Below are 17,343 nucleotides of genomic sequence, written 5' to 3'. Positions count from 1 at the left end.
ATGTGAACCTTTTCAAGTTTTGGCTTTGTTTCTTTGATAGACTGTGGGTGTCAAGGAAAGGGTGGAAAGCGTACGGTCCACTAACCTTTCCAATCAAAGAAAAAAATATTAGGAGGACAGATCATGTCACATCATCCAATCCATGTGTTTTCAGAAATTGGTAAACTGAAAAAAGTTATGCTACATAGGCCGGGTAAAGAAATTGAAAACTTGATGCCTGACCACTTGGAGCGTTTATTATTTGATGATATTCCCTTCCTAGAAGATGCTCAGAGGGAACACGATGCCTTTGCTCAAGCCCTTCGTGACGAAGGAGTTGAGGTGCTCTATCTGGAGCAATTGGTCGCTGAATCACTGCTAACGCCAGAAATTCGTGAGCAATTTATCGATGAGTATCTTGATGAAGCAAATATCCGTGGGCGAGCTACTAAGAAAGCTATTCGTAAGCTCTTGCTAGCTATTGAGGATAACAAGGAGTTAGTAGAAAAAACCATGGCTGGTGTTCAAAAGGCAGAACTGCCACCGGTTCCAGCTGATGAAAAAGGGTTAACAGACTTAGTCGAATCCTCCTACCCATTTGCCATTGATCCAATGCCGAACCTTTACTTCACACGGGATCCATTTGCAACCGTTGGTAATGCGGTATCACTCAACCATATGTATGCTGAAACCCGTAACCGTGAAACCCTCTACGGTAAGTATATATTCACCTACCACCCAGACTATGCTGGAAAGGTTCCACTGGTTTATAACCGTGATGAAACCACCCGTATCGAAGGTGGAGATGAGTTAATTCTTTCCAAAGATTTGTTGGCAGTGGGTATTTCCCAACGGACAGATGCTGCCTCTATCGAAAAACTCTTAGTTAATATCTTTGAACGGGGCGTTGGTTTCAAGAAAGTCTTGGCTTTTGAGTTTGCGAATAGTCGGAAGTTTATGCATTTGGACACTGTCTTTACCATGGTGGACTACGATAAATTTACCATTCACCCTGAAATCGAAGGAACCCTCCGTGTCTTCTCTGTGACTTATGAAAATGAAACTCTCCATATCGAAGAAGAACATGGTGATCTGGCAGAGGTTTTGGCAAGTAATTTGGGTCTTGAAAAAGTAGAACTCATCCGTTGTGGTGGTGATAATATCGTTGCAGCAGGTCGTGAGCAATGGAATGACGGTTCCAATACCCTGACCATTGCACCAGGTGTGGTTGTTGTTTACAAGCGTAATACCATTACCAATGCTATTTTGGAATCCAAGGGGCTTCGTTTAATCAAGGTTAGCGGAAGTGAGTTGGTTCGCGGTCGTGGTGGACCACGTTGTATGTCCATGCCATTTGAACGGGAAGACCTATAAAACTGTATGAAATAGAATAAACTGATAGGAGAAGAAACAATGACAAACATTTTTAAAGGCAGACACTTCCTTGCAGAGAAAGATTTCACACGCGCAGAATTGGAATGGTTGATTGATTTCTCGGCTCATTTGAAAGATTTGAAAAAACGTAATATTCCACACCGTTATTTAGAAGGTAAAAATATTGCCCTCTTGTTTGAAAAAACATCCACTCGTACCCGTGCTGCCTTCACAGTAGCCTCCATTGACCTTGGAGCGCATCCAGAATACCTTGGTGCAAATGACATCCAGCTTGGCAAGAAGGAATCGACAGAAGATACTGCTAAGGTTTTGGGACGTATGTTCGACGGTATTGAATTCCGTGGTTTCAGCCAAAAGATGGTGGAAGAATTGGCAGAATTCTCAGGTGTGCCAGTATGGAATGGTTTGACAGATGCATGGCACCCAACTCAAATGTTGGCTGACTACTTGACTGTCAAAGAAAACTTTGGCAAGTTGGAAGGATTGACTTTGGTTTACTGTGGTGATGGTCGTAACAACGTTGCCAACTCTCTCTTGGTGACAGGTGCCATCCTTGGTGTCAACGTCCATATCTTCTCTCCAAAAGAACTCTTCCCAGATGAAACTGTTGTGGCATTGGCAGAAGGCTTTGCCCAAGAAAGTGGCGCGCGTGTTCTTATCACTGACAATGCTGACGAGGCAGTTAAAGGCGCAGATGTTCTCTATACAGACGTTTGGGTATCCATGGGTGAAGAAGCTAAATTTGCTGAACGCGTCGCCCTCTTGAAACCTTATCAAGTGAATATGGAATTGGTGAAAAAAGCAGAAAACGACAATCTTATCTTCCTACACTGCTTGCCAGCCTTCCATGATACAAATACTGTTTATGGTAAAGATGTTGCTGAAAAATTCGGCGTAGAAGAAATGGAAGTAACTGATGAAGTCTTCCGTAGCAAATATGCACGTCACTTCGACCAGGCTGAAAACCGTATGCACACTATTAAAGCAGTGATGGCGGCGACCTTGGGAGACCCATTTGTTCCACGCGTGTAAAAAGGAACTATTTAATCATGCATCGCACCTCCTGGGGGCTGAACCCGGCCCCCTTTTATGGAGATGTAAATGTAAACGATTTCTAACATAGAAGTGAGGCGAAAACACAAAATATGACCAATAGAAAAATTGTAGTAGCCTTGGGTGGAAATGCCATTCTATCATCGGACCCATCGGCTAAAGCTCAAAAGGAAGCCTTGGTACAAACAGCCAAGCACCTTGTTAAACTAATCAAAAATGGCGACGACTTGATTATTACCCATGGTAATGGTCCTCAAGTCGGAAACCTGTTGCTCCAAAACCTGGCAGCAGATTCAGAAAAGAACCCAGCTTTTCCACTGGATAGCTTGGTAGCCATGACAGAAGGTTCCATCGGCTTCTGGCTTCAAAATGCCTTGGAAAACGAATTGGCTAAGGAAGGTATTGAAAAGGATGTAGCTTCCGTCGTTACCCAGGTTATTGTTGATAAACATGACCCAGCCTTTGAAAATTTGACCAAGCCAATTGGACCATTCTACACAGAAGAAGAAGCGAAGCTAGAAGCAGAAAAGACAGGTGCGACCTTCAAAGAAGATGCGGGTCGTGGTTGGCGTAAGGTTGTTGCTTCGCCAAAACCAGTAGGCATTAAGGAAATCGGCACCATTCGTACCCTTCTCAATGCTGGTGAGGTAGTCGTAGCTGCTGGTGGCGGTGGTATTCCAGTCGTTCAAGAAGCAGATGGTACCTTGACAGGTGTGGAAGCGGTTATTGATAAGGACTTTGCTTCCCAATGTTTGGCTGAATTAGTCGATGCAGACCTATTTATCGTCTTGACAGGTGTGGACTATGTCTTTGTCAACTACAACAAACCAGACCAAGAAAAATTAGAAACAGTGACCGTAGCTGAATTGGAAGAATATATCAAGCAAAACCAATTTGCGCCAGGTTCCATGTTACCAAAAGTTGAAGCAGCGATTGCTTTTGTCAATCATAAACCGCAATCAAAAGCAGTCATTACATCGCTCGAAAACTTGGGTGCCTTGATTGAATCAGATAGCGGTACGATTATTGTGAAAGAGTAACGAGTTCTTTTGAGATGGACTGGGGGGAAGAAATGGATAGGCTGGAGAAAATGTCTGACCAATATGTGTCTTCCTTCATATTTTCAAGGTCCTCCCCCTTCCATCCATTCTATCAAGTATCTATCTATAAGCAATGTTTTCAGACGATACTCTGAAAGAGATGGCAATCTCTTGAAGATAGGTGGATATTTGATACGGTCATTATGGATATAATTTCACTTAAAAAATATTATAGGAGGTTTTTGCGATGAGCGAAAAAGTGAAAAAAGGCTTTAAAATGCCTTCATCATATTCTATTTTGATGCTCATTATTGCCTTTATGGCAGTTATGACATGGGTTATTCCAGCTGGTCAGTATGAAAAAGACGAAGCTGGAAAATTTATCACAGGCACTTATCAAGCAGTAGCTCAAAATCCGCAGGGAATTTGGGATATTCTGATGGCGCCAGTTCGGGCCATGTTGGGACATGGTGACACTAGCAAGGCTATTGACGTTGCCTTTTTCATCCTGATGGTTGGTTCCTTCTTGGGCGTGGTCAATGAAACGGGTGCTCTTGATGTGGGGATTGCCTCCATCGTGAAACGCTTCAAGGGCCGCGAGAAAATGTTGATTTACATCCTCATGCCTTTGTTTGCCTTGGGTGGTTCTACCTATGGTATGGGTGAGGAAACCATGGCCTTCTTCCCACTTCTTGTTCCAGTTATGATGGCGGTTGGTTTTGATAGTATAACTGGTGTTGCCATTATCTTGCTGGGTTCTCAAATCGGCTGTTTGGCTTCGACTGTCAACCCATTTGCGACAGGTGTGGCTTCGGATGCAGCAGGGGTTTCCTTGGCAGATGGTATGATATGGCGGATTATCTTCTTTATCGTTATTTTGGGCCTGGGTGTGTGGTTCGTTGCTAACTATGCTGAAAAAGTGAAAAACGACCCAACTAAATCCCTGGTTTACAAACAACGTGAAGCAGATATGGCTCACTTCAATGTCAACACATCTGAAGAAGTCAATGCTGTCTTAACGCCTGCTCAAAAACGTGTTCTTTGGGTCTTCGTCTTGACTTTTGTTGTCATGATTTGTAGCTTTATTCCTTGGGAAGACTTGGGTGTGTCTATCTTTGCCGATTTTAATACATGGTTGCTTGGCTTGCCAGGTATCGGTCAGGTGATTGGTAGTTCGGCTTATCCATTTGGCTGGTGGTATTTCCCTGAAGGAGCTATGCTCTTTGCAGTAGCAGGTGTCTTGGTCGGTATTGTTTATGGCATGGACGAAGCGCGTCTGGTCAAGGCCTTTATGAATGGTGCTGCGGACTTGCTCAGTGTTGCCCTTATCTGTGCGGTGGCGCGTGGTATTCAAGTCATCATGAATGACGGTATGATTACTGCGACAATTCTACACTGGGGTGAAGTTGGCTTGCAAGGTTTGTCTTCACAAGTCTTTATCATCTTGACCTATCTCTTCTACCTGCCAATGTCTTTCCTAATTCCGTCAACATCAGGTCTTGCAGGGGCATCCATGGGTATCATGGCACCTCTCGGTGAGTTTGTTAATGTGCCAGCTCATTTGATTATCACAGCCTTCCAAGCTGCTTCTGGTGTACTGAACTTGGTGGCTCCTACCTCAGGTATTGTAATGGGTGCCTTGGCTTTAGGTCGTGTTGAAATCGGAACTTGGTATAAATTTGTAGGTAAATTGATTGCAGCTATCGTTCTTGCATCAATTGCTATACTTGTCATTGCGACATTCTTCTAATTGAAATTCTGGGTCGGATTTTGTCCTAATACAGATGAAATCTGGCTCAGTTTTTCCATTTGTGATAGAATGAAAACAGAAAGAACTATATTTTAATCTGTTGAAAGGAGAAACAATGGAAACAAGTTTTATTCAAACACAGCATCAAGAGGCTTGTGTCGAGGCGATTAAGGAACTAGTAGCTTTTCCATCTGTCCTGCATGAAGGTCAAAACCAAACACCATTTGGTCAGGCTATTCAGGATGTTCTGGAACACACCCTAGCCATGACTGAGAAGATGGGCTTTACTACCTATCTGGATCCAGAAGGCTATTACGGCTATGCAGAAATTGGTCAAGGGAAAGACTTGCTGGCTGTTCTCTGTCATTTGGATGTCGTACCTGCTGGTGATCTCAAGCAATGGAACACACTGCCATTTGAAGCAGTCGTAAAAGATGGCTTCCTGATTGGTCGCGGTGTCCAAGATGATAAGGGACCTTCTATGGCGGCTCTCTTTGCGGTCAGGGCTTTGATGGATGCAGGTGTCACTTTTACCAAACGTATTCGCTTTATTTTTGGTACCGATGAAGAAACACTTTGGAGGTGTATGAATCGCTACAATCAACTAGAAGAAGTAGCGACCATGGGCTTTGCACCAGATTCCTCCTTCCCCTTGACCTATGCGGAAAAAGGCTTGTTACAAGCCAAATTGCATGGACCAGGCCACCCTTGTCTGAGTATCGAAGCGGGAACTGCCTATAATGTCGTACCTGCCAAGGCTAGCTATTCAGGCCACTTATTAGCTGGGGTCATGGCGGAGTTGGACCAGCTGGGCTTTGATTATGAAAGCAATGATGACCAAGTGACCGTTCTGGGTATTTCTCGTCATGCTAAGGATGCGGCAGAGGGTGTCAATGCCATCGTACGTTTGGCCAAGGCCTTGGACAAATTTGAAGACCATCCGACTTTAAACTTTATTGTCAATGCTATTGGAGAAGATGCCACAGGCTTCAAGTTGTTTGGCGATGTAACCGATGAACCGTCAGGCACCTTGAGTTTCAATATTGCCGGTCTGACCATAAGCGCTAAGAAATCAGAAATACGTTTGGATATCCGCATACCAGTCACAGCGGACAAGGAAAAATTGGTGGCGACCCTGCAAGCCAAGGCTCAGGAATGTGGTCTGACCTATGAAGAATATGATTACTTAGCAGCTCTCTATGTACCACTGGATAGCCAGCTTGTATCGACCCTCATGTCCGTCTATCAGGATAAGACTGGAGATATGGATAGCCAGCCAATCTCATCTGGCGGAGCGACCTTTGCTCGAACCATGCCAAACTGTGTGGCCTTTGGAGCTTGTTTCCCTGAAACAGAGCAGACGGAACACCAAGAAAATGAACGTATGCCATTGGAAGATTTGTATAAAACGATGGATATTTATGCGGAAGCAATTTACCGGTTGGCGGTGGAATAAAAGAAATGTTCTCAGATTGTTTGGTCTGAGAACATTTCTTTTATTCGACAGCTTTCTAATCAAGCCTTGCTAAAGAAGAAAGGAGGGGCATACTGTTTGAGGTACTCAAAACAAGACTGGGCACTTTCATTATCCTCACAGATAATCAAGCAGACATCATCGCCACAAACTGTCGCAATGATTTCAGGGATTTCCATGGCATCCAAAATAGAGCCGAAGGAATTGGCCAGACCAGGCAGGGCTTTCAAGATGACCTGATGCTGAACAGGCTTAAGCATGACCAAGGCATCTTCCATATAGAGCCGAAGGCGTTTTTCCCAGCGACTTGGAGCAATGGGATTGATGACATAATGAGAAGAATCATCTTCATTGACCTTGACCAAATTGAGCATCTTGATGTCGCGGGATAGGGTGGACTGGGTGACAGTTACACCGTTTAAATTGAGGAGTTCTTGTAGTTCTTGTTGGGTATGGATTTTTTTCTCCATAACCAGGGACAAAATCAATTGGTGACGACTTTCAATCTTGTTCATAGGAACCTCCTACAAATGTGGTTGTACATGGAAAAATCAGCAGAAAGTCTTGACTGGATTGGCCATGGACAAGGAAAGTGTCGCTATTGAAGAAACATAGCATCTCCAAAACTGAAGAAGCGGTAGCCTTCTTCAACAGCGTGTTTATAGGCTTCTAAGACAAATTCTCGGCCAGCAAAGGCAGATACCAGCATGACCAGAGTTGATTTGGGTAGGTGGAAATTGGTTGAAAAGGCATCAACGATGCGGAATTCATAGCCTGGCTTGATGAAAATATTTGTCCAGCCAGCATCAGCTTCTAAGCGACCATCGAACTTATTGCCAATCGTTTCTAAGGTACGAATAGATGTTGTACCCACTGCCACAATCCGACCGCCTGCAGCCTTGACTTGATTGAGGGTCTGGGCTGCTTCAGCAGATAGGTTGTAAAATTCAGAATGCATTTCATGTTCATCAAGATTGTCAACGGAAACGGGTCGGAAGGTGCCAAGACCGACATGAAGGGTTAGATAAACTAATTTCACTCCCTTTGCCTCAATCTTTTCAAGCAATTCTTGGGTAAAATGCAGACCAGCAGTAGGAGCAGCGGCAGAACCGTTTTCCTTAGCATAGACTGTCTGATAGCGCTCACGATCTTCCAATTTTTCATGGATGTAAGGTGGCAGAGGCATTTCCCCAAGACTTTCTAGCACTTCGAGGAAGATACCCTCATAAGCAAATTCTACAATTCGCCCACCGTGTTCTAATTCTTCAATGATAGTGGCTGTCAATCTGCCATCACCAAAGGCAACCGTGGTACCGACTTTCAGGCGTTTGGCTGGTTTAGCAAGCACTTCCCACTGGTCACCTTGGGTATTTTTCAAAAGTAATAGCTCAACATGGCCATTGGTTTCTGGCTTGTATCCGTAGAGGCGAGCAGGGAGCACGCGCGTGTTGTTCATGACCAGAGCATCACCAGGGTTTAGCTGGTCAATGATGTGGTCGAAGTGGCTGTCGACCATGGTTTTCTTTTGGTGGTCGAGGATGAGTAGACGAGAGCTGTCACGCTTCTCAAGTGGGACTTGGGCAATCAGTTCTTCAGGTAATTCAAAATCAAAATCTGCGGTATTCATGTGTTCTCCTGTTTAAATTAGTATTAAAAAATAGATGAGCAGGCCAAATGGAAGCAATAACAAGGGCAGACCAATTGAGAAAAAGATCATTTTTAATGTTCTCGAATTGGTGATGAGATAGCCTGCCAGGCAATTCAGAATACCGAGAAAAAATAGGTATATAAGTACATTTGTCATACTTTCATTATACCATAGTTGTATTCCTAAGTCTTGGTGGACGAGAAAGAGTTAGCAATAATTTTCTAATTTATTATACTAATATTAGTCAAAAAATATAATGTGAAAGGCTTGACAAAAATTGGTATATACCATATAATAGATTTATAAAATGGTCTATACCAAAAAGGAGGAAAAGCAGATGAAAGTTCATATCGTTAAGAATCAAGTGGAAGGGGGAGCTATTGCCTTTGATATTCTCAAGCAGAAATTAGCAGCTGGTGCGCAGGTTCTTGGCTTGGCAACAGGTTCCAGCCCAATCGAATTCTATAAGCAGGTTCGGGAGAGCGACTTGGATTTTTCTGAGGTGACATCAGTTAACTTAGATGAGTATGTCGGCTTGGGTGAAGATAGTGACCAATCCTATGTTTATTTTATGAAAGAACATCTCTTCAATGCTAAACCATTCAAGGCAAACCATTTGCCAAACGGTTTAGCAGCAGATCTTGATGCAGAGTTGGTGCGCTACAATGCCATTCTGGAAGACCATCCAGTCGATTTCCAAATCCTTGGAATTGGTCGGAATGGTCATATCGGCTTTAACGAACCAGGTGCCTCTTTTGATGGAATTGCACGTGTTGTTGATTTAGCGCCATCAACCATCCAAGCCAACGCTCGATTCTTTGACAATTCAGAAGATGTGCCAAAACAAGCCATTTCGATGGGCATCGCCAACATTATGGCAGCCAAGACCATTGTCCTCATGGCTTATGGTCCTGAAAAAGCTGACGCCATTAAGGCGACGGTGGAAGGACCAGTGACAGAGCAAGTCCCTGCTAGCGTCCTCCAAAACCATGCTGATGTCGTCCTCATCATCGATGAAGCAGCAGCTAGTAAATTAGCATAATAGACAAAACCACTTTATATGAATGAACCCGCTGAAAACTTCATGTTAATGCCTTTTCGGTGGGTCTATTTTTGTAGTCTGATCGAATAGCTATGGCCTACTGTCTAAGTCACATTCACTAAACGGCGCAAGTTGGGATGTGAAAACTTATGCTAGATAGTTTCCTGAAACTTGTTTTGCTACCCTTGATAGTCAGTGTGATTGTAGAACGAATTGCGGAGTGGTAATTTGCAAGTGGCAAGACAAACACGACAAGAAACTTAGCCTGAGTGCCTTGAGCAAGCACAAAAAACACCCGTGGCGACCACCGTGGGTGTTTTTCTTATGCTTAGTTTTCTGAACTTTTAAGCTCGGTTAGTGAACACATTTGTTCTTAGTTTTCAAGTGTCCAGTCCAAGTCGAGTCCAACAGGAACGATGCCGGTAGGATTGATGGTCTTGTGGCTACCGTAGTAGTGCTGTTTGATATGGTCAAAGTCAACCGTCTCCGCAATGCCAGCATGGTTGTAAATTCGCTTGGTATAATTCCACAAGTTTGGATAGTCAACCAAAGCCTTGATATTGCATTTGAAATGCCCAAAGTAAACAGGGTCAAAACGTACCAAGGTGGTAAAGAGACGTAGGTCTGCCTCTGTCAGCTGGTTGCCCACCAGATAGTCCTTATCTGCCAAATGCTCTTCTAGTTTGTCCAAGGCAGCAAAGAGGTTTTTGACTTCTTTTACATAGACTTTCTGCTTGGTTGAAAATCCAGCCTTGTAGACTCCGTTGTTGATGTTTGGATAGACAAAGTCGTTCATAGCATCAATCTCAGCCTGCAAGTCTGCTGGATAATAATCATCATGATTGCCTGTGATGTCATTGAAAGCGGTATTGAACATGCGCATGATTTCAGCAGATTCATTGCTGACGATGGTCTTTGTCTGCTTATCCCAAAGAACTGGAACGGTGACACGTCCTGTATAGTGTGGGTTAGCCTTCAAATAGACCTGATAGAGATAGTCGCTGTTAAAGAGGGGATCCTTGATAACACCAGGCCCATCTTCGAATGTCCAGCCATTTTCTAACATGAGGGGATGAACGACAGACAAGGAAATATGGTCTTCCAAGCCTTTCAGTTTTCGCATGATTAAGGTCCGACTGGCCCAAGGACAAGCCAGAGAAATATAGAGGTGGTAGCGACCAGACTCGGCCTTGAAACCGCCTTTGCCTGTCGGACCTGCCTGTCCATCTGGCGTAATCCAGTTGCGAAATTGCGTGACACTCCGAACAAACTTGCCACCTGTTGATTTGGTATCATACCACTGATCGACCCATTTGCCATCTTGTAAAAGTCCCATACTATTCTCCTTTATCAAAAATAGAAAATCCATTAAACAGATTTTTTGTATATATCACTAATTAGTATTATAAAACATTTCCCAATAAAGTCAAGCCAAATGATTTATGCTAGAATAGATGTATGAGATTGGATAAATGTTTAGAAAAGGCCCAAATTGGCTCGCGCAAGCAAGTCAAAAAATTATTTAAGGCCCAACAAATCAGGATAGATGGACAGTCGGCTCGTAGTCTTAGTCAGATTGTTGATCCTGACTTGCAAGATATACAGGTATCGGGAAAAAGGGTTGAGCTAGAAGGCTCGGTCTATTATCTACTCCATAAGCCTGCGGGTGTGGTTTCTGCCGTGACAGACCAGGAGCATCAGACTGTCATTGACCTGATTGCTCCTCAAGACCGTAGGGAAGGACTCTATCCAGTTGGTCGCTTAGACAGGGACACCGAAGGTCTAGTCCTCATCACCAACAACGGACCACTCGGTTACCGCATGCTCCACCCCAGCCACCATGTCAATAAGCTCTACTATGTGGAAGTCAATGGTCCCTTGGGGTCAGACGCACAAACCTTTTTTGCCTCGGGCGTCACCTTCTTGGATGGTACCCGGTGTCAGCCAGCGGAGCTGACCATTTTAGAGGTTTCTTTGGGAAATAGCAGAGCGACCATCCAGTTGGCAGAAGGCAAATTTCATCAGGTCAAGAAGATGTTCTTAGCCTATGGTGTCAAGGTCACCTATCTCAAACGCATGGCCTTTGGCGGATTTGAATTGGGGGATTTGGAATGTGGAGCTTACCGTGAGCTTACTTCAGATGAAATCCAGCATGTATTAACCTATTTTGATTAAGGAGGCTTTTATTATGAGCATATACAAGTTTAGGGTGGAAAAACAAGACGGTACAGACCAGGCTATGAGTGACTTTCAGGGACAGGTTTTATTGATTGTTAATACAGCAACAGGTTGTGGTTTGGCTCCTCAATATAAGGAATTACAGGAACTCTACGACACCTATAAAGACCAGGGGTTTGTCGTATTGGATTTTCCCTGTAATCAATTTTTAGAGCAGGCACCAGGCTCTGCGGAGGAAATCAATCAGACCTGCAGTTTGAATTATGGGACAAATTTTCCACGTTTTGCAAAGATTGCTGTAAACGGTCCAGATGCTAGTCCGCTCTATCGTTATCTGAAAAAAGAGAAAAGGACCTTATTAGGAGGTCGCATAGAATGGAATTTTACTAAGTTTTTGGTGGATAGACAGGGGCGCGTGGTCAAACGCTATTTACCAACGACTAGCCCGCTAAGATTGACAGCGGATATTGAACATTATTTGGCAAAAGAATAAGAAGGCTGGAGAAATCTAGCCTTCTTTTTTAAGCAATAAGAGAAAATAAGGAGCGCCAACAAGAGTAACGACCAAGCCAGTTGGAATACCGGTGCCAACCAGTAGGGACCGTGCGATAATGTCGGCTAGGATGAGCAAGATGCTACCGATTAGAAAGGCCAGGGGCAGACTATACTGGTGCTGTTTGCCGACCAATTGTTTGGCCAAATGACTGGCCAAATATTTAGTCTGGAGAAGCGGATAAAACTAAACAGGCAGAGGACAAGCAAGCCGGGACCGACAAGGCTGATGGTCTGCCAATCATCTCCAACATATCTTCCCGACAACCAGCCTATAATACTATCTAACTTGTAGCGATCAAACCGAACCATGAGGCTAACCATGCTACTTGAAAACAAGCTAGCCAGACCAACACCTGTTAGGACCAAACGAGTTGGATTTAATGCCTGTCCATTTTTGTAGGCCAATAGATAAACCAAACCAGATGCTAGGAAACCTCCAATTAACGCCAGAAGAGGCTGAGAAAGTTGGAAAGAAATATTCCAAGTAAGTGCGAGGGTTAGTAGAAGTCCAGCACCAGCATTGACACCAAGGATACCAGAGTCTGCCAAGGGATTTCGAGTGAGTGTTTGAAAAAGATGTCCGCTGATTGCCAGAGCACCACCAGCAAGAATGGATACCATCAGGCGTGGCAGACGGATTTTCCAAAAAATCAGCTGAGTTGCTGAACTAGCATGACCACCGATGGTTGCTAACAGGTCCATTAGACCAAGCTTACTATAACCAATTACAAGTGAAAGTAAGGATAGACTGATGAGGAGGATTGAAAAAGTGAGAAAGATTACTTTTTTCTTCATGCTTGCCATTCCCCCTTCCGAATGAGCCAGAGAAAGATTGGTAGGCCAACAAAGCTAATCAGACTGGACAGGGGAGTTTCATAAGGTGGATGGAGAGTTCGACTAATCAAATCCAACCAAACGAGAAAACCAGCACCAGCCAAGGATGAAAATGGCAGGATATAACGGTAATCTTTGGGAAGTAGTGAGGTCAAGAGATTGGGGATAATCAAGCCAATAAAGGAGAGGGAACCGACAAGAGCAACGGAAGAAGCAGACAAGAGGACAACGATGGCTAGGAAGAAGAGGGTCATTTTCTGCGTATCTTGTCCCAAGGTCCTTGCTACCGTATCGTCCAAGCTGAGAATGGTCAGGGAATGGGCAAATACTTGTGCAAGAAGAAGTGATAGTAGGATGAGGGGACCTAGCCAGAAAAGATGTTGCCAACGAATCGAGGTCAGGCTACCTGCCTCTAGTCCGATGATGTGATTGGATAAGTCAAATAATAAGGCCATTGCCTGTCCTAAGGCTTGTGTGAGGGCAGTGACCATGATTCCCGCTAAAACCAGATGGAGCGGACTTTTGTTTCCTTTATTTTGCTGGCTTAGAAAGATGACCAAACTAGCCGCTATGCCAGCACCTAACAAGCAGGCCAGGATGCTGAAGAGTTCAGAAGAATGTGGCAGGAAGACCATTTTCAAAATCAGAAATAGCCCCGCACCAGCAGGAATTCCCAGTAGTCCAGGGTCCGCCAAGCGATTGCGTGTCACAGCTTGCATAATGCTTCCAGAAGTTGCTAGACTTGCTCCAACTAAGCCAGCCGCAAGTATGCGGGGTAGGCGCAAATCAATCAGAACATCTTGTAGTTCAGACTGCCGCAAAGGTGCTTTTAAGACGGAGAGAATTTGGTCATGCGAATAAGAAATGGCGCCCAAGCGAAAGCCCCAGTAGGAACCCAATAAGAGTATAAAGAGAAGAAGGAAAAAAAGAGGGATAGGTGACAGACTAGCCTTGAAGCTAGCCGTAACCTCTTCCCCATTTTTTCTCCCTAATTGTTTTAAAAACATAGAAAATCAATCCTTATTTTGTGATAGCCTCTTTGAGAACTTTCAGTTGGTACTCAAGTGAAATCGGGTCATTGAAGTAGAAGGCCTTGCTGTCTACCTTGATAACACGGTTGTTTTGAACAGCTGGAAGGTTTTTCCAGATATCACTGCTTAATAGGTTAGAAGCAACACTTTCGTCTTCGACAGCCAAGATGATGAAATCACCAGCATAATCTGGTAAGACTTCCTGTGATACTGCAAGGAAACCAGCTCCAAAGACTTCATCTTTGACTTTTTGTGGAGCTGTGTAGCCCAGTTCTTGGTAGATAATCTCCCCACCACGTCCCCAGTTATTTCCGAAGAGGTAGAGGTCTTGACCAAGGTAACCCATGATAGTAAAGGTTACATTGTCACCCGTTTTAGCCTTGATATCTTTGGCTGCACTTGCAACTGTCTCTTTCCAAGATGTTTGCCATTTTTCAACGGCGGTTTCTTGACCAAAGATTTGACCAAAGACTGTCAAGGTTTCAGTATAGGTATGCTTGCCGTATTCTAGGGAAATGGTAGGTGCAATTTCAGCTAGCTGTTCGATTTTTTCATCTGATGAACCGGTTACGATAAGGTCCGGTTCCAGCGCAGCGATAGCTTCCAAATCCTCGCTGGTAACAGCAGTAGCTCCTTTGAGTTTTTCAGAGAAGGCTGGATTTTCCAAGTCGTAGGAGGTAGCACCGACTACATCGAAGCCTAATTGCAGTAAATAGCCAGTGTTGGCAAAGTTGAGACTGACAACCTTTTTAGGCTGAGCTGGTACATCACCAAAGTAGGAGACGCCCTCGATAGTTGGCATAGTGGATAGGCTAGTTTGGCTTTCCTTTTGTGAAATAGCAGAGCAGGCAGTCAAGACTAGAACTGACAAAACGAGACTAAGAGAAAGTAAAAACTTTTTCATGATAACTCCTTATTTTTTGTAGAAGGTTTGGTGTGAGTATAGGTAGTTAATATCGGATAACCATAGTGGTTGGCAGGTAATATTTCTGCTTCAATGTCAAAAATTTGTCGTAGGTGTTCAACCGTGATGACCTCCTCCACATTTCCATTTTGAATCATCTTACCGTCTTTCATAGCAATCAGATAGTCAGAGAAACGGGCAGCGAGATTGATATCGTGTAAAACCATGACTATCGTTTTGCCATTTTCTCGATTGAGTTTCTTTAATAATTCTAGCACTTCTAGCTGGTGGTGCATATCCAAATAGGTAGTGGGTTCATCTAGAAAAATCGTATCGGTATCCTGAGCTAGCGCCATAGCAATCCAAACTCGTTGCCGTTGACCTCCTGAAAGTGATTGCACAGGCAATTCAGCAAATTCCAAAGTTCGCGTTTCTTCCATTGCCCAAGCTATTTTCTCCCTATCTAAGTTCGTCAATCTACCAAAGGCATTTTGATGAGGAAAGCGACCATAAGATACTAAATCATAGACACGAATTCCATCCAAACTTTCCTGGACCTGAGGGAGTAGGGCCAACTGCTTGGCAATTTCCTTTGTCGGAATTTGTTGCATGTCTTTTCCATCTAAATAGACCGCTCCCTTATCAACCGGAATAATGCGACTAAGACTCTTTAAAAATGTGGATTTTCCACAACCATTGGGACCGATAATACTACTTATTTTTCCACTCGGAATTTCAATGGACAGCTCGGATAGAACAGTTTTTTGTCCATAAGAAAGTTCTAAATCCTTGGCTGAAATGGTTGCCATACGCCCTCCTTTACTCACATAGATATCCATTATATCATAGTTTTTGATAGAAACAAAGAGTTTTCTGACAATTTTAATTTGATGAGAATGGTTATAAAAAATCCCTGTCACATGGACAAGGATTCTTCGTTATAGATAGCGTTTTGCTACTTCGATGTCACCGTCATAGGCGACCTTTTCACCATTGACAATCTGGTAGGCATCAGCCCCCTTACCGGCGATGATGACGGCATCTTTCGGAGAGTTTGTCTGGCTCATAGCTGTGCGTATGGCTTCTTCCCGGTCCAAGATAAAGTCGCTTGGTCGGGTCATGTGGGTACGGATTTGTTCAGCAATAGCAGCTGGGTCCTCACGGTTGGGGTCATCAGCGGTCAGAATCATCTCAACCTGAGGATAGTCATTGAGCAACAGACCGAAGTCCTTGCGGCGGCTTTCTCCCTTGTTACCAGGAGCGCCTAAAATCAAGATGACATTACCTGTCTGATGCTCTAAGACGACATCAATCAGCTTCTTGACACTATCGCCGTTATGGGCGTAGTCCACGAATACCTTGGCACCGTTTTGCTGGGTCAGGACTTCCATACGGCCAGGGACATTGGTTTGGGCAATCCCTGTGTGAATATCTTCCAGACTTGCTCCCAAGCGGAGACAGGCGAGGCCGGCTGCGATGGCATTTTCTTGGTTGAAACCACCGATCAGCTGGATGTCGTAATGGCCAGCCAATTTGCCGGTCGCTGTGAAGTCAAAACCTGCTGACTGGGTGATTTCATTTTCAGAAGCTGGACCGTAAAAGTCATGGTCTTTGGAGCTGACTTGGTCTCTCACCACTTCGAAATGGTCCATCCCAGTATTGACAATGACTGCTCTGCTATTATCCATCAACATACGCTTGTGATAGAAATAGTCCTCAAAAGTCGGGTGCTCAATGGGGCCGATGTGGTCGGGGCTGATGTTGAGAAAAACGCCGACATCAAAGGTCAGCCCGTAAACCCGCTTGACCAGATAGGCCTGGCTGGACACCTCCATAATCAGGTGGGTCATGCCGTTTTGGACCGCCTCCGCCATCATGGCAAAGAGGTCCAGACTCTCAGGGGTGGTCAGGGCAGACTTAAAGAAAGTCTTGCCGTCCAGTGTGGTGTTCATGGTCGAAAGCATGGCAGGCTTGTGGCTCTGTTTGAGAATGTTAAAAGCAAAATAAGCCGCCGTTGTCTTACCCTTGGTGCCGGTGAAAGCTAGGAGTTTGAGCTGTTTCTGGGGATGACCATGAAAATCCATAGCAATCAGGCTCATAGCCTGCTTGATGTCATGGACGATGATAGCAGGAATGCCGACCTCATAGTCGATTTCAGACACGTAAAAAGCAAGACCAGCCTCGATAGCCTTTTCCAGAAATTCTTTCTTAAAGGCCAAGCCCTTGGCAAAAAAGAGGGTCGTCGGGCTAACCGTGCGACTGTCGTAGCTGAGAGCGTCAAACTGGACATCCGTCCATGTGCTGTCAGTCTGGTCATTCTGTTTGATATGGCAGAAGTTAGCATCCGCCTTCAAGATTTCTAATACACGTTCAATTGTAATCATGTTTCTATTGTAAACCTATCGAGGATATTTGACAAGTCTGGGCTATCCAAGTCTAGCTATTTTATATCTATTTTTG

At 44.3% G+C, this 17,343-nt stretch carries 17 protein-coding genes; 8 read left to right on the top strand and 9 right to left on the bottom strand.

Annotated elements, in window-relative coordinates:
- Positions 1-120 precede the first annotated feature (120 nt).
- The 5 genes from arcA (at position 121) to ACEE44_RS01845 (ending at position 6,673) form a co-directional block, all read left to right on the top strand.
- Positions 121-1,353, top strand: a complete 1,233-nt coding sequence (gene arcA, locus ACEE44_RS01865; RefSeq protein WP_248033921.1) for an arginine deiminase — start codon at positions 121-123, stop codon at positions 1,351-1,353.
- A 39-nt stretch (positions 1,354-1,392) separates the two neighbouring features.
- Positions 1,393-2,406, top strand: a complete 1,014-nt coding sequence (gene argF, locus ACEE44_RS01860; RefSeq protein ID WP_449171055.1) for an ornithine carbamoyltransferase — start codon at positions 1,393-1,395, stop codon at positions 2,404-2,406.
- Between the two features lie 113 nt (positions 2,407-2,519).
- Positions 2,520-3,467 (top strand): carbamate kinase, encoded by a 948-nt coding sequence (gene arcC, locus ACEE44_RS01855; RefSeq protein ID WP_449171054.1) that lies wholly within the window; start codon positions 2,520-2,522, stop codon positions 3,465-3,467.
- Between the two features lie 247 nt (positions 3,468-3,714).
- Positions 3,715-5,217 (top strand): YfcC family protein, encoded by a 1,503-nt coding sequence (locus ACEE44_RS01850; protein WP_449171053.1) that lies wholly within the window; start codon positions 3,715-3,717, stop codon positions 5,215-5,217.
- A 115-nt stretch (positions 5,218-5,332) separates the two neighbouring features.
- Positions 5,333-6,673 carry a dipeptidase gene (locus ACEE44_RS01845; RefSeq protein WP_449171052.1) on the top strand — a complete coding sequence of 447 codons (1,341 nt, stop codon included), beginning with the start codon at positions 5,333-5,335 and terminating at the stop codon, positions 6,671-6,673.
- Positions 6,674-6,732: 59 nt separating this feature from the next.
- On the opposite strand, the gene ACEE44_RS01840 is transcribed toward ACEE44_RS01845, so the two are convergent.
- Both ACEE44_RS01840 and queA read right to left on the bottom strand, forming a co-directional pair.
- Positions 6,733-7,206 carry an arginine repressor gene (locus tag ACEE44_RS01840; RefSeq protein WP_105118366.1) on the bottom strand — a complete coding sequence of 158 codons (474 nt, stop codon included), beginning with the start codon at positions 7,204-7,206 and terminating at the stop codon, positions 6,733-6,735.
- A gap of 83 nt (positions 7,207-7,289) precedes the next feature.
- Positions 7,290-8,318 carry a tRNA preQ1(34) S-adenosylmethionine ribosyltransferase-isomerase QueA gene (queA, locus tag ACEE44_RS01835; protein ID WP_449171051.1) on the bottom strand — a complete coding sequence of 343 codons (1,029 nt, stop codon included), beginning with the start codon at positions 8,316-8,318 and terminating at the stop codon, positions 7,290-7,292.
- A 358-nt stretch (positions 8,319-8,676) separates the two neighbouring features.
- On the opposite strand from queA, the gene ACEE44_RS01830 reads away from it, so the two are divergent.
- Entirely contained in the window at positions 8,677-9,381 is a 705-nt protein-coding gene (locus ACEE44_RS01830) for a glucosamine-6-phosphate deaminase (RefSeq protein ID WP_449171050.1), read from the top strand.
- Positions 9,382-9,754: 373 nt separating this feature from the next.
- Here the strand turns inward: ACEE44_RS01830 and ACEE44_RS01825 are convergent, their stop codons facing one another.
- Positions 9,755-10,717, bottom strand: a complete 963-nt coding sequence (locus ACEE44_RS01825; RefSeq protein ID WP_449171049.1) for a glutathione S-transferase family protein — start codon at positions 10,715-10,717, stop codon at positions 9,755-9,757.
- A 122-nt stretch (positions 10,718-10,839) separates the two neighbouring features.
- Between ACEE44_RS01825 and ACEE44_RS01820 the strand changes: the two genes are divergently transcribed.
- Both ACEE44_RS01820 and ACEE44_RS01815 read left to right on the top strand, forming a co-directional pair.
- Complete coding sequence (locus tag ACEE44_RS01820; protein WP_449171048.1) at positions 10,840-11,556, top strand: pseudouridine synthase; 717 nt, start codon at positions 10,840-10,842, stop codon at positions 11,554-11,556.
- Positions 11,557-11,569: 13 nt separating this feature from the next.
- Positions 11,570-12,052, top strand: a complete 483-nt coding sequence (locus tag ACEE44_RS01815; protein WP_449171047.1) for a glutathione peroxidase — start codon at positions 11,570-11,572, stop codon at positions 12,050-12,052.
- A gap of 15 nt (positions 12,053-12,067) precedes the next feature.
- Here ACEE44_RS01815 and ACEE44_RS01810 read toward each other — a convergent pair whose 3' ends face one another.
- The 6 genes from ACEE44_RS01810 to ACEE44_RS01785 form a co-directional block, all read right to left on the bottom strand.
- Positions 12,068-12,247, bottom strand: a complete 180-nt coding sequence (locus ACEE44_RS01810) for an iron chelate uptake ABC transporter family permease subunit (RefSeq protein ID WP_449171193.1) — start codon at positions 12,245-12,247, stop codon at positions 12,068-12,070.
- The gene (locus ACEE44_RS01805; RefSeq protein WP_449171046.1) at positions 12,202-12,909 is read right to left on the bottom strand and encodes a FecCD family ABC transporter permease; all 708 of its coding nucleotides are present in this window, start codon (positions 12,907-12,909) and stop codon (positions 12,202-12,204) included. The genes ACEE44_RS01810 and ACEE44_RS01805 overlap by 46 nt, the downstream gene beginning before the upstream one ends.
- Positions 12,906-13,955, bottom strand: coding sequence for a FecCD family ABC transporter permease (locus ACEE44_RS01800; protein WP_449171045.1), 1,050 nt, complete (start codon positions 13,953-13,955; stop codon positions 12,906-12,908). The genes ACEE44_RS01805 and ACEE44_RS01800 overlap by 4 nt, the downstream gene beginning before the upstream one ends.
- 13 nt (positions 13,956-13,968) lie before the next feature.
- Positions 13,969-14,883: an iron-hydroxamate ABC transporter substrate-binding protein gene (locus tag ACEE44_RS01795; protein ID WP_449171044.1), complete on the bottom strand. Its 915-nt coding sequence runs from the start codon at positions 14,881-14,883 to the stop codon at positions 13,969-13,971.
- Positions 14,880-15,692 carry an ABC transporter ATP-binding protein gene (locus ACEE44_RS01790; RefSeq protein WP_449171043.1) on the bottom strand — a complete coding sequence of 271 codons (813 nt, stop codon included), beginning with the start codon at positions 15,690-15,692 and terminating at the stop codon, positions 14,880-14,882. The genes ACEE44_RS01795 and ACEE44_RS01790 overlap by 4 nt, the downstream gene beginning before the upstream one ends.
- 129 nt (positions 15,693-15,821) lie before the next feature.
- Positions 15,822-17,267, bottom strand: a complete 1,446-nt coding sequence (locus tag ACEE44_RS01785) for a UDP-N-acetylmuramoyl-L-alanyl-D-glutamate--L-lysine ligase (RefSeq protein ID WP_449171042.1) — start codon at positions 17,265-17,267, stop codon at positions 15,822-15,824.
- Between the last annotated feature and the right edge of the window lie 76 nt (positions 17,268-17,343).

It is taken from the genome of Streptococcus sp. 32226D021BW (genome assembly GCF_053545015.1).
The sequence above is the reverse complement of the archived record's forward strand: the minus strand, read 5'-3'. Positions and strand labels throughout refer to the sequence as shown.

Bases quoted from the DNA above. Each gene is read 5' to 3' on its own strand.
- argF (WP_449171055.1), top strand. From the start codon at position 1,393: ATGACAAACATTTTTAAAGGCAGACACTTCCTTGCAGAGAAAGATTTC.
- arcC (WP_449171054.1), top strand. From the start codon at position 2,520: ATGACCAATAGAAAAATTGTAGTAGCCTTGGGTGGAAATGCCATTCTA.
- ACEE44_RS01850 (WP_449171053.1), top strand. From the start codon at position 3,715: ATGAGCGAAAAAGTGAAAAAAGGCTTTAAAATGCCTTCATCATATTCT.
- ACEE44_RS01845 (WP_449171052.1), top strand. From the start codon at position 5,333: ATGGAAACAAGTTTTATTCAAACACAGCATCAAGAGGCTTGTGTCGAG.
- ACEE44_RS01840 (WP_105118366.1), bottom strand. From the start codon at position 7,206: ATGAACAAGATTGAAAGTCGTCACCAATTGATTTTGTCCCTGGTTATG.
- queA (WP_449171051.1), bottom strand. From the start codon at position 8,318: ATGAATACCGCAGATTTTGATTTTGAATTACCTGAAGAACTGATTGCC.
- ACEE44_RS01830 (WP_449171050.1), top strand. From the start codon at position 8,677: ATGAAAGTTCATATCGTTAAGAATCAAGTGGAAGGGGGAGCTATTGCC.
- ACEE44_RS01825 (WP_449171049.1), bottom strand. From the start codon at position 10,717: ATGGGACTTTTACAAGATGGCAAATGGGTCGATCAGTGGTATGATACC.
- ACEE44_RS01820 (WP_449171048.1), top strand. From the start codon at position 10,840: ATGAGATTGGATAAATGTTTAGAAAAGGCCCAAATTGGCTCGCGCAAG.
- ACEE44_RS01815 (WP_449171047.1), top strand. From the start codon at position 11,570: ATGAGCATATACAAGTTTAGGGTGGAAAAACAAGACGGTACAGACCAG.
- ACEE44_RS01805 (WP_449171046.1), bottom strand. From the start codon at position 12,909: ATGAAGAAAAAAGTAATCTTTCTCACTTTTTCAATCCTCCTCATCAGT.
- ACEE44_RS01800 (WP_449171045.1), bottom strand. From the start codon at position 13,955: ATGTTTTTAAAACAATTAGGGAGAAAAAATGGGGAAGAGGTTACGGCT.
- ACEE44_RS01795 (WP_449171044.1), bottom strand. From the start codon at position 14,883: ATGAAAAAGTTTTTACTTTCTCTTAGTCTCGTTTTGTCAGTTCTAGTC.
- ACEE44_RS01790 (WP_449171043.1), bottom strand. From the start codon at position 15,692: ATGGCAACCATTTCAGCCAAGGATTTAGAACTTTCTTATGGACAAAAA.
- ACEE44_RS01785 (WP_449171042.1), bottom strand. From the start codon at position 17,267: ATGATTACAATTGAACGTGTATTAGAAATCTTGAAGGCGGATGCTAAC.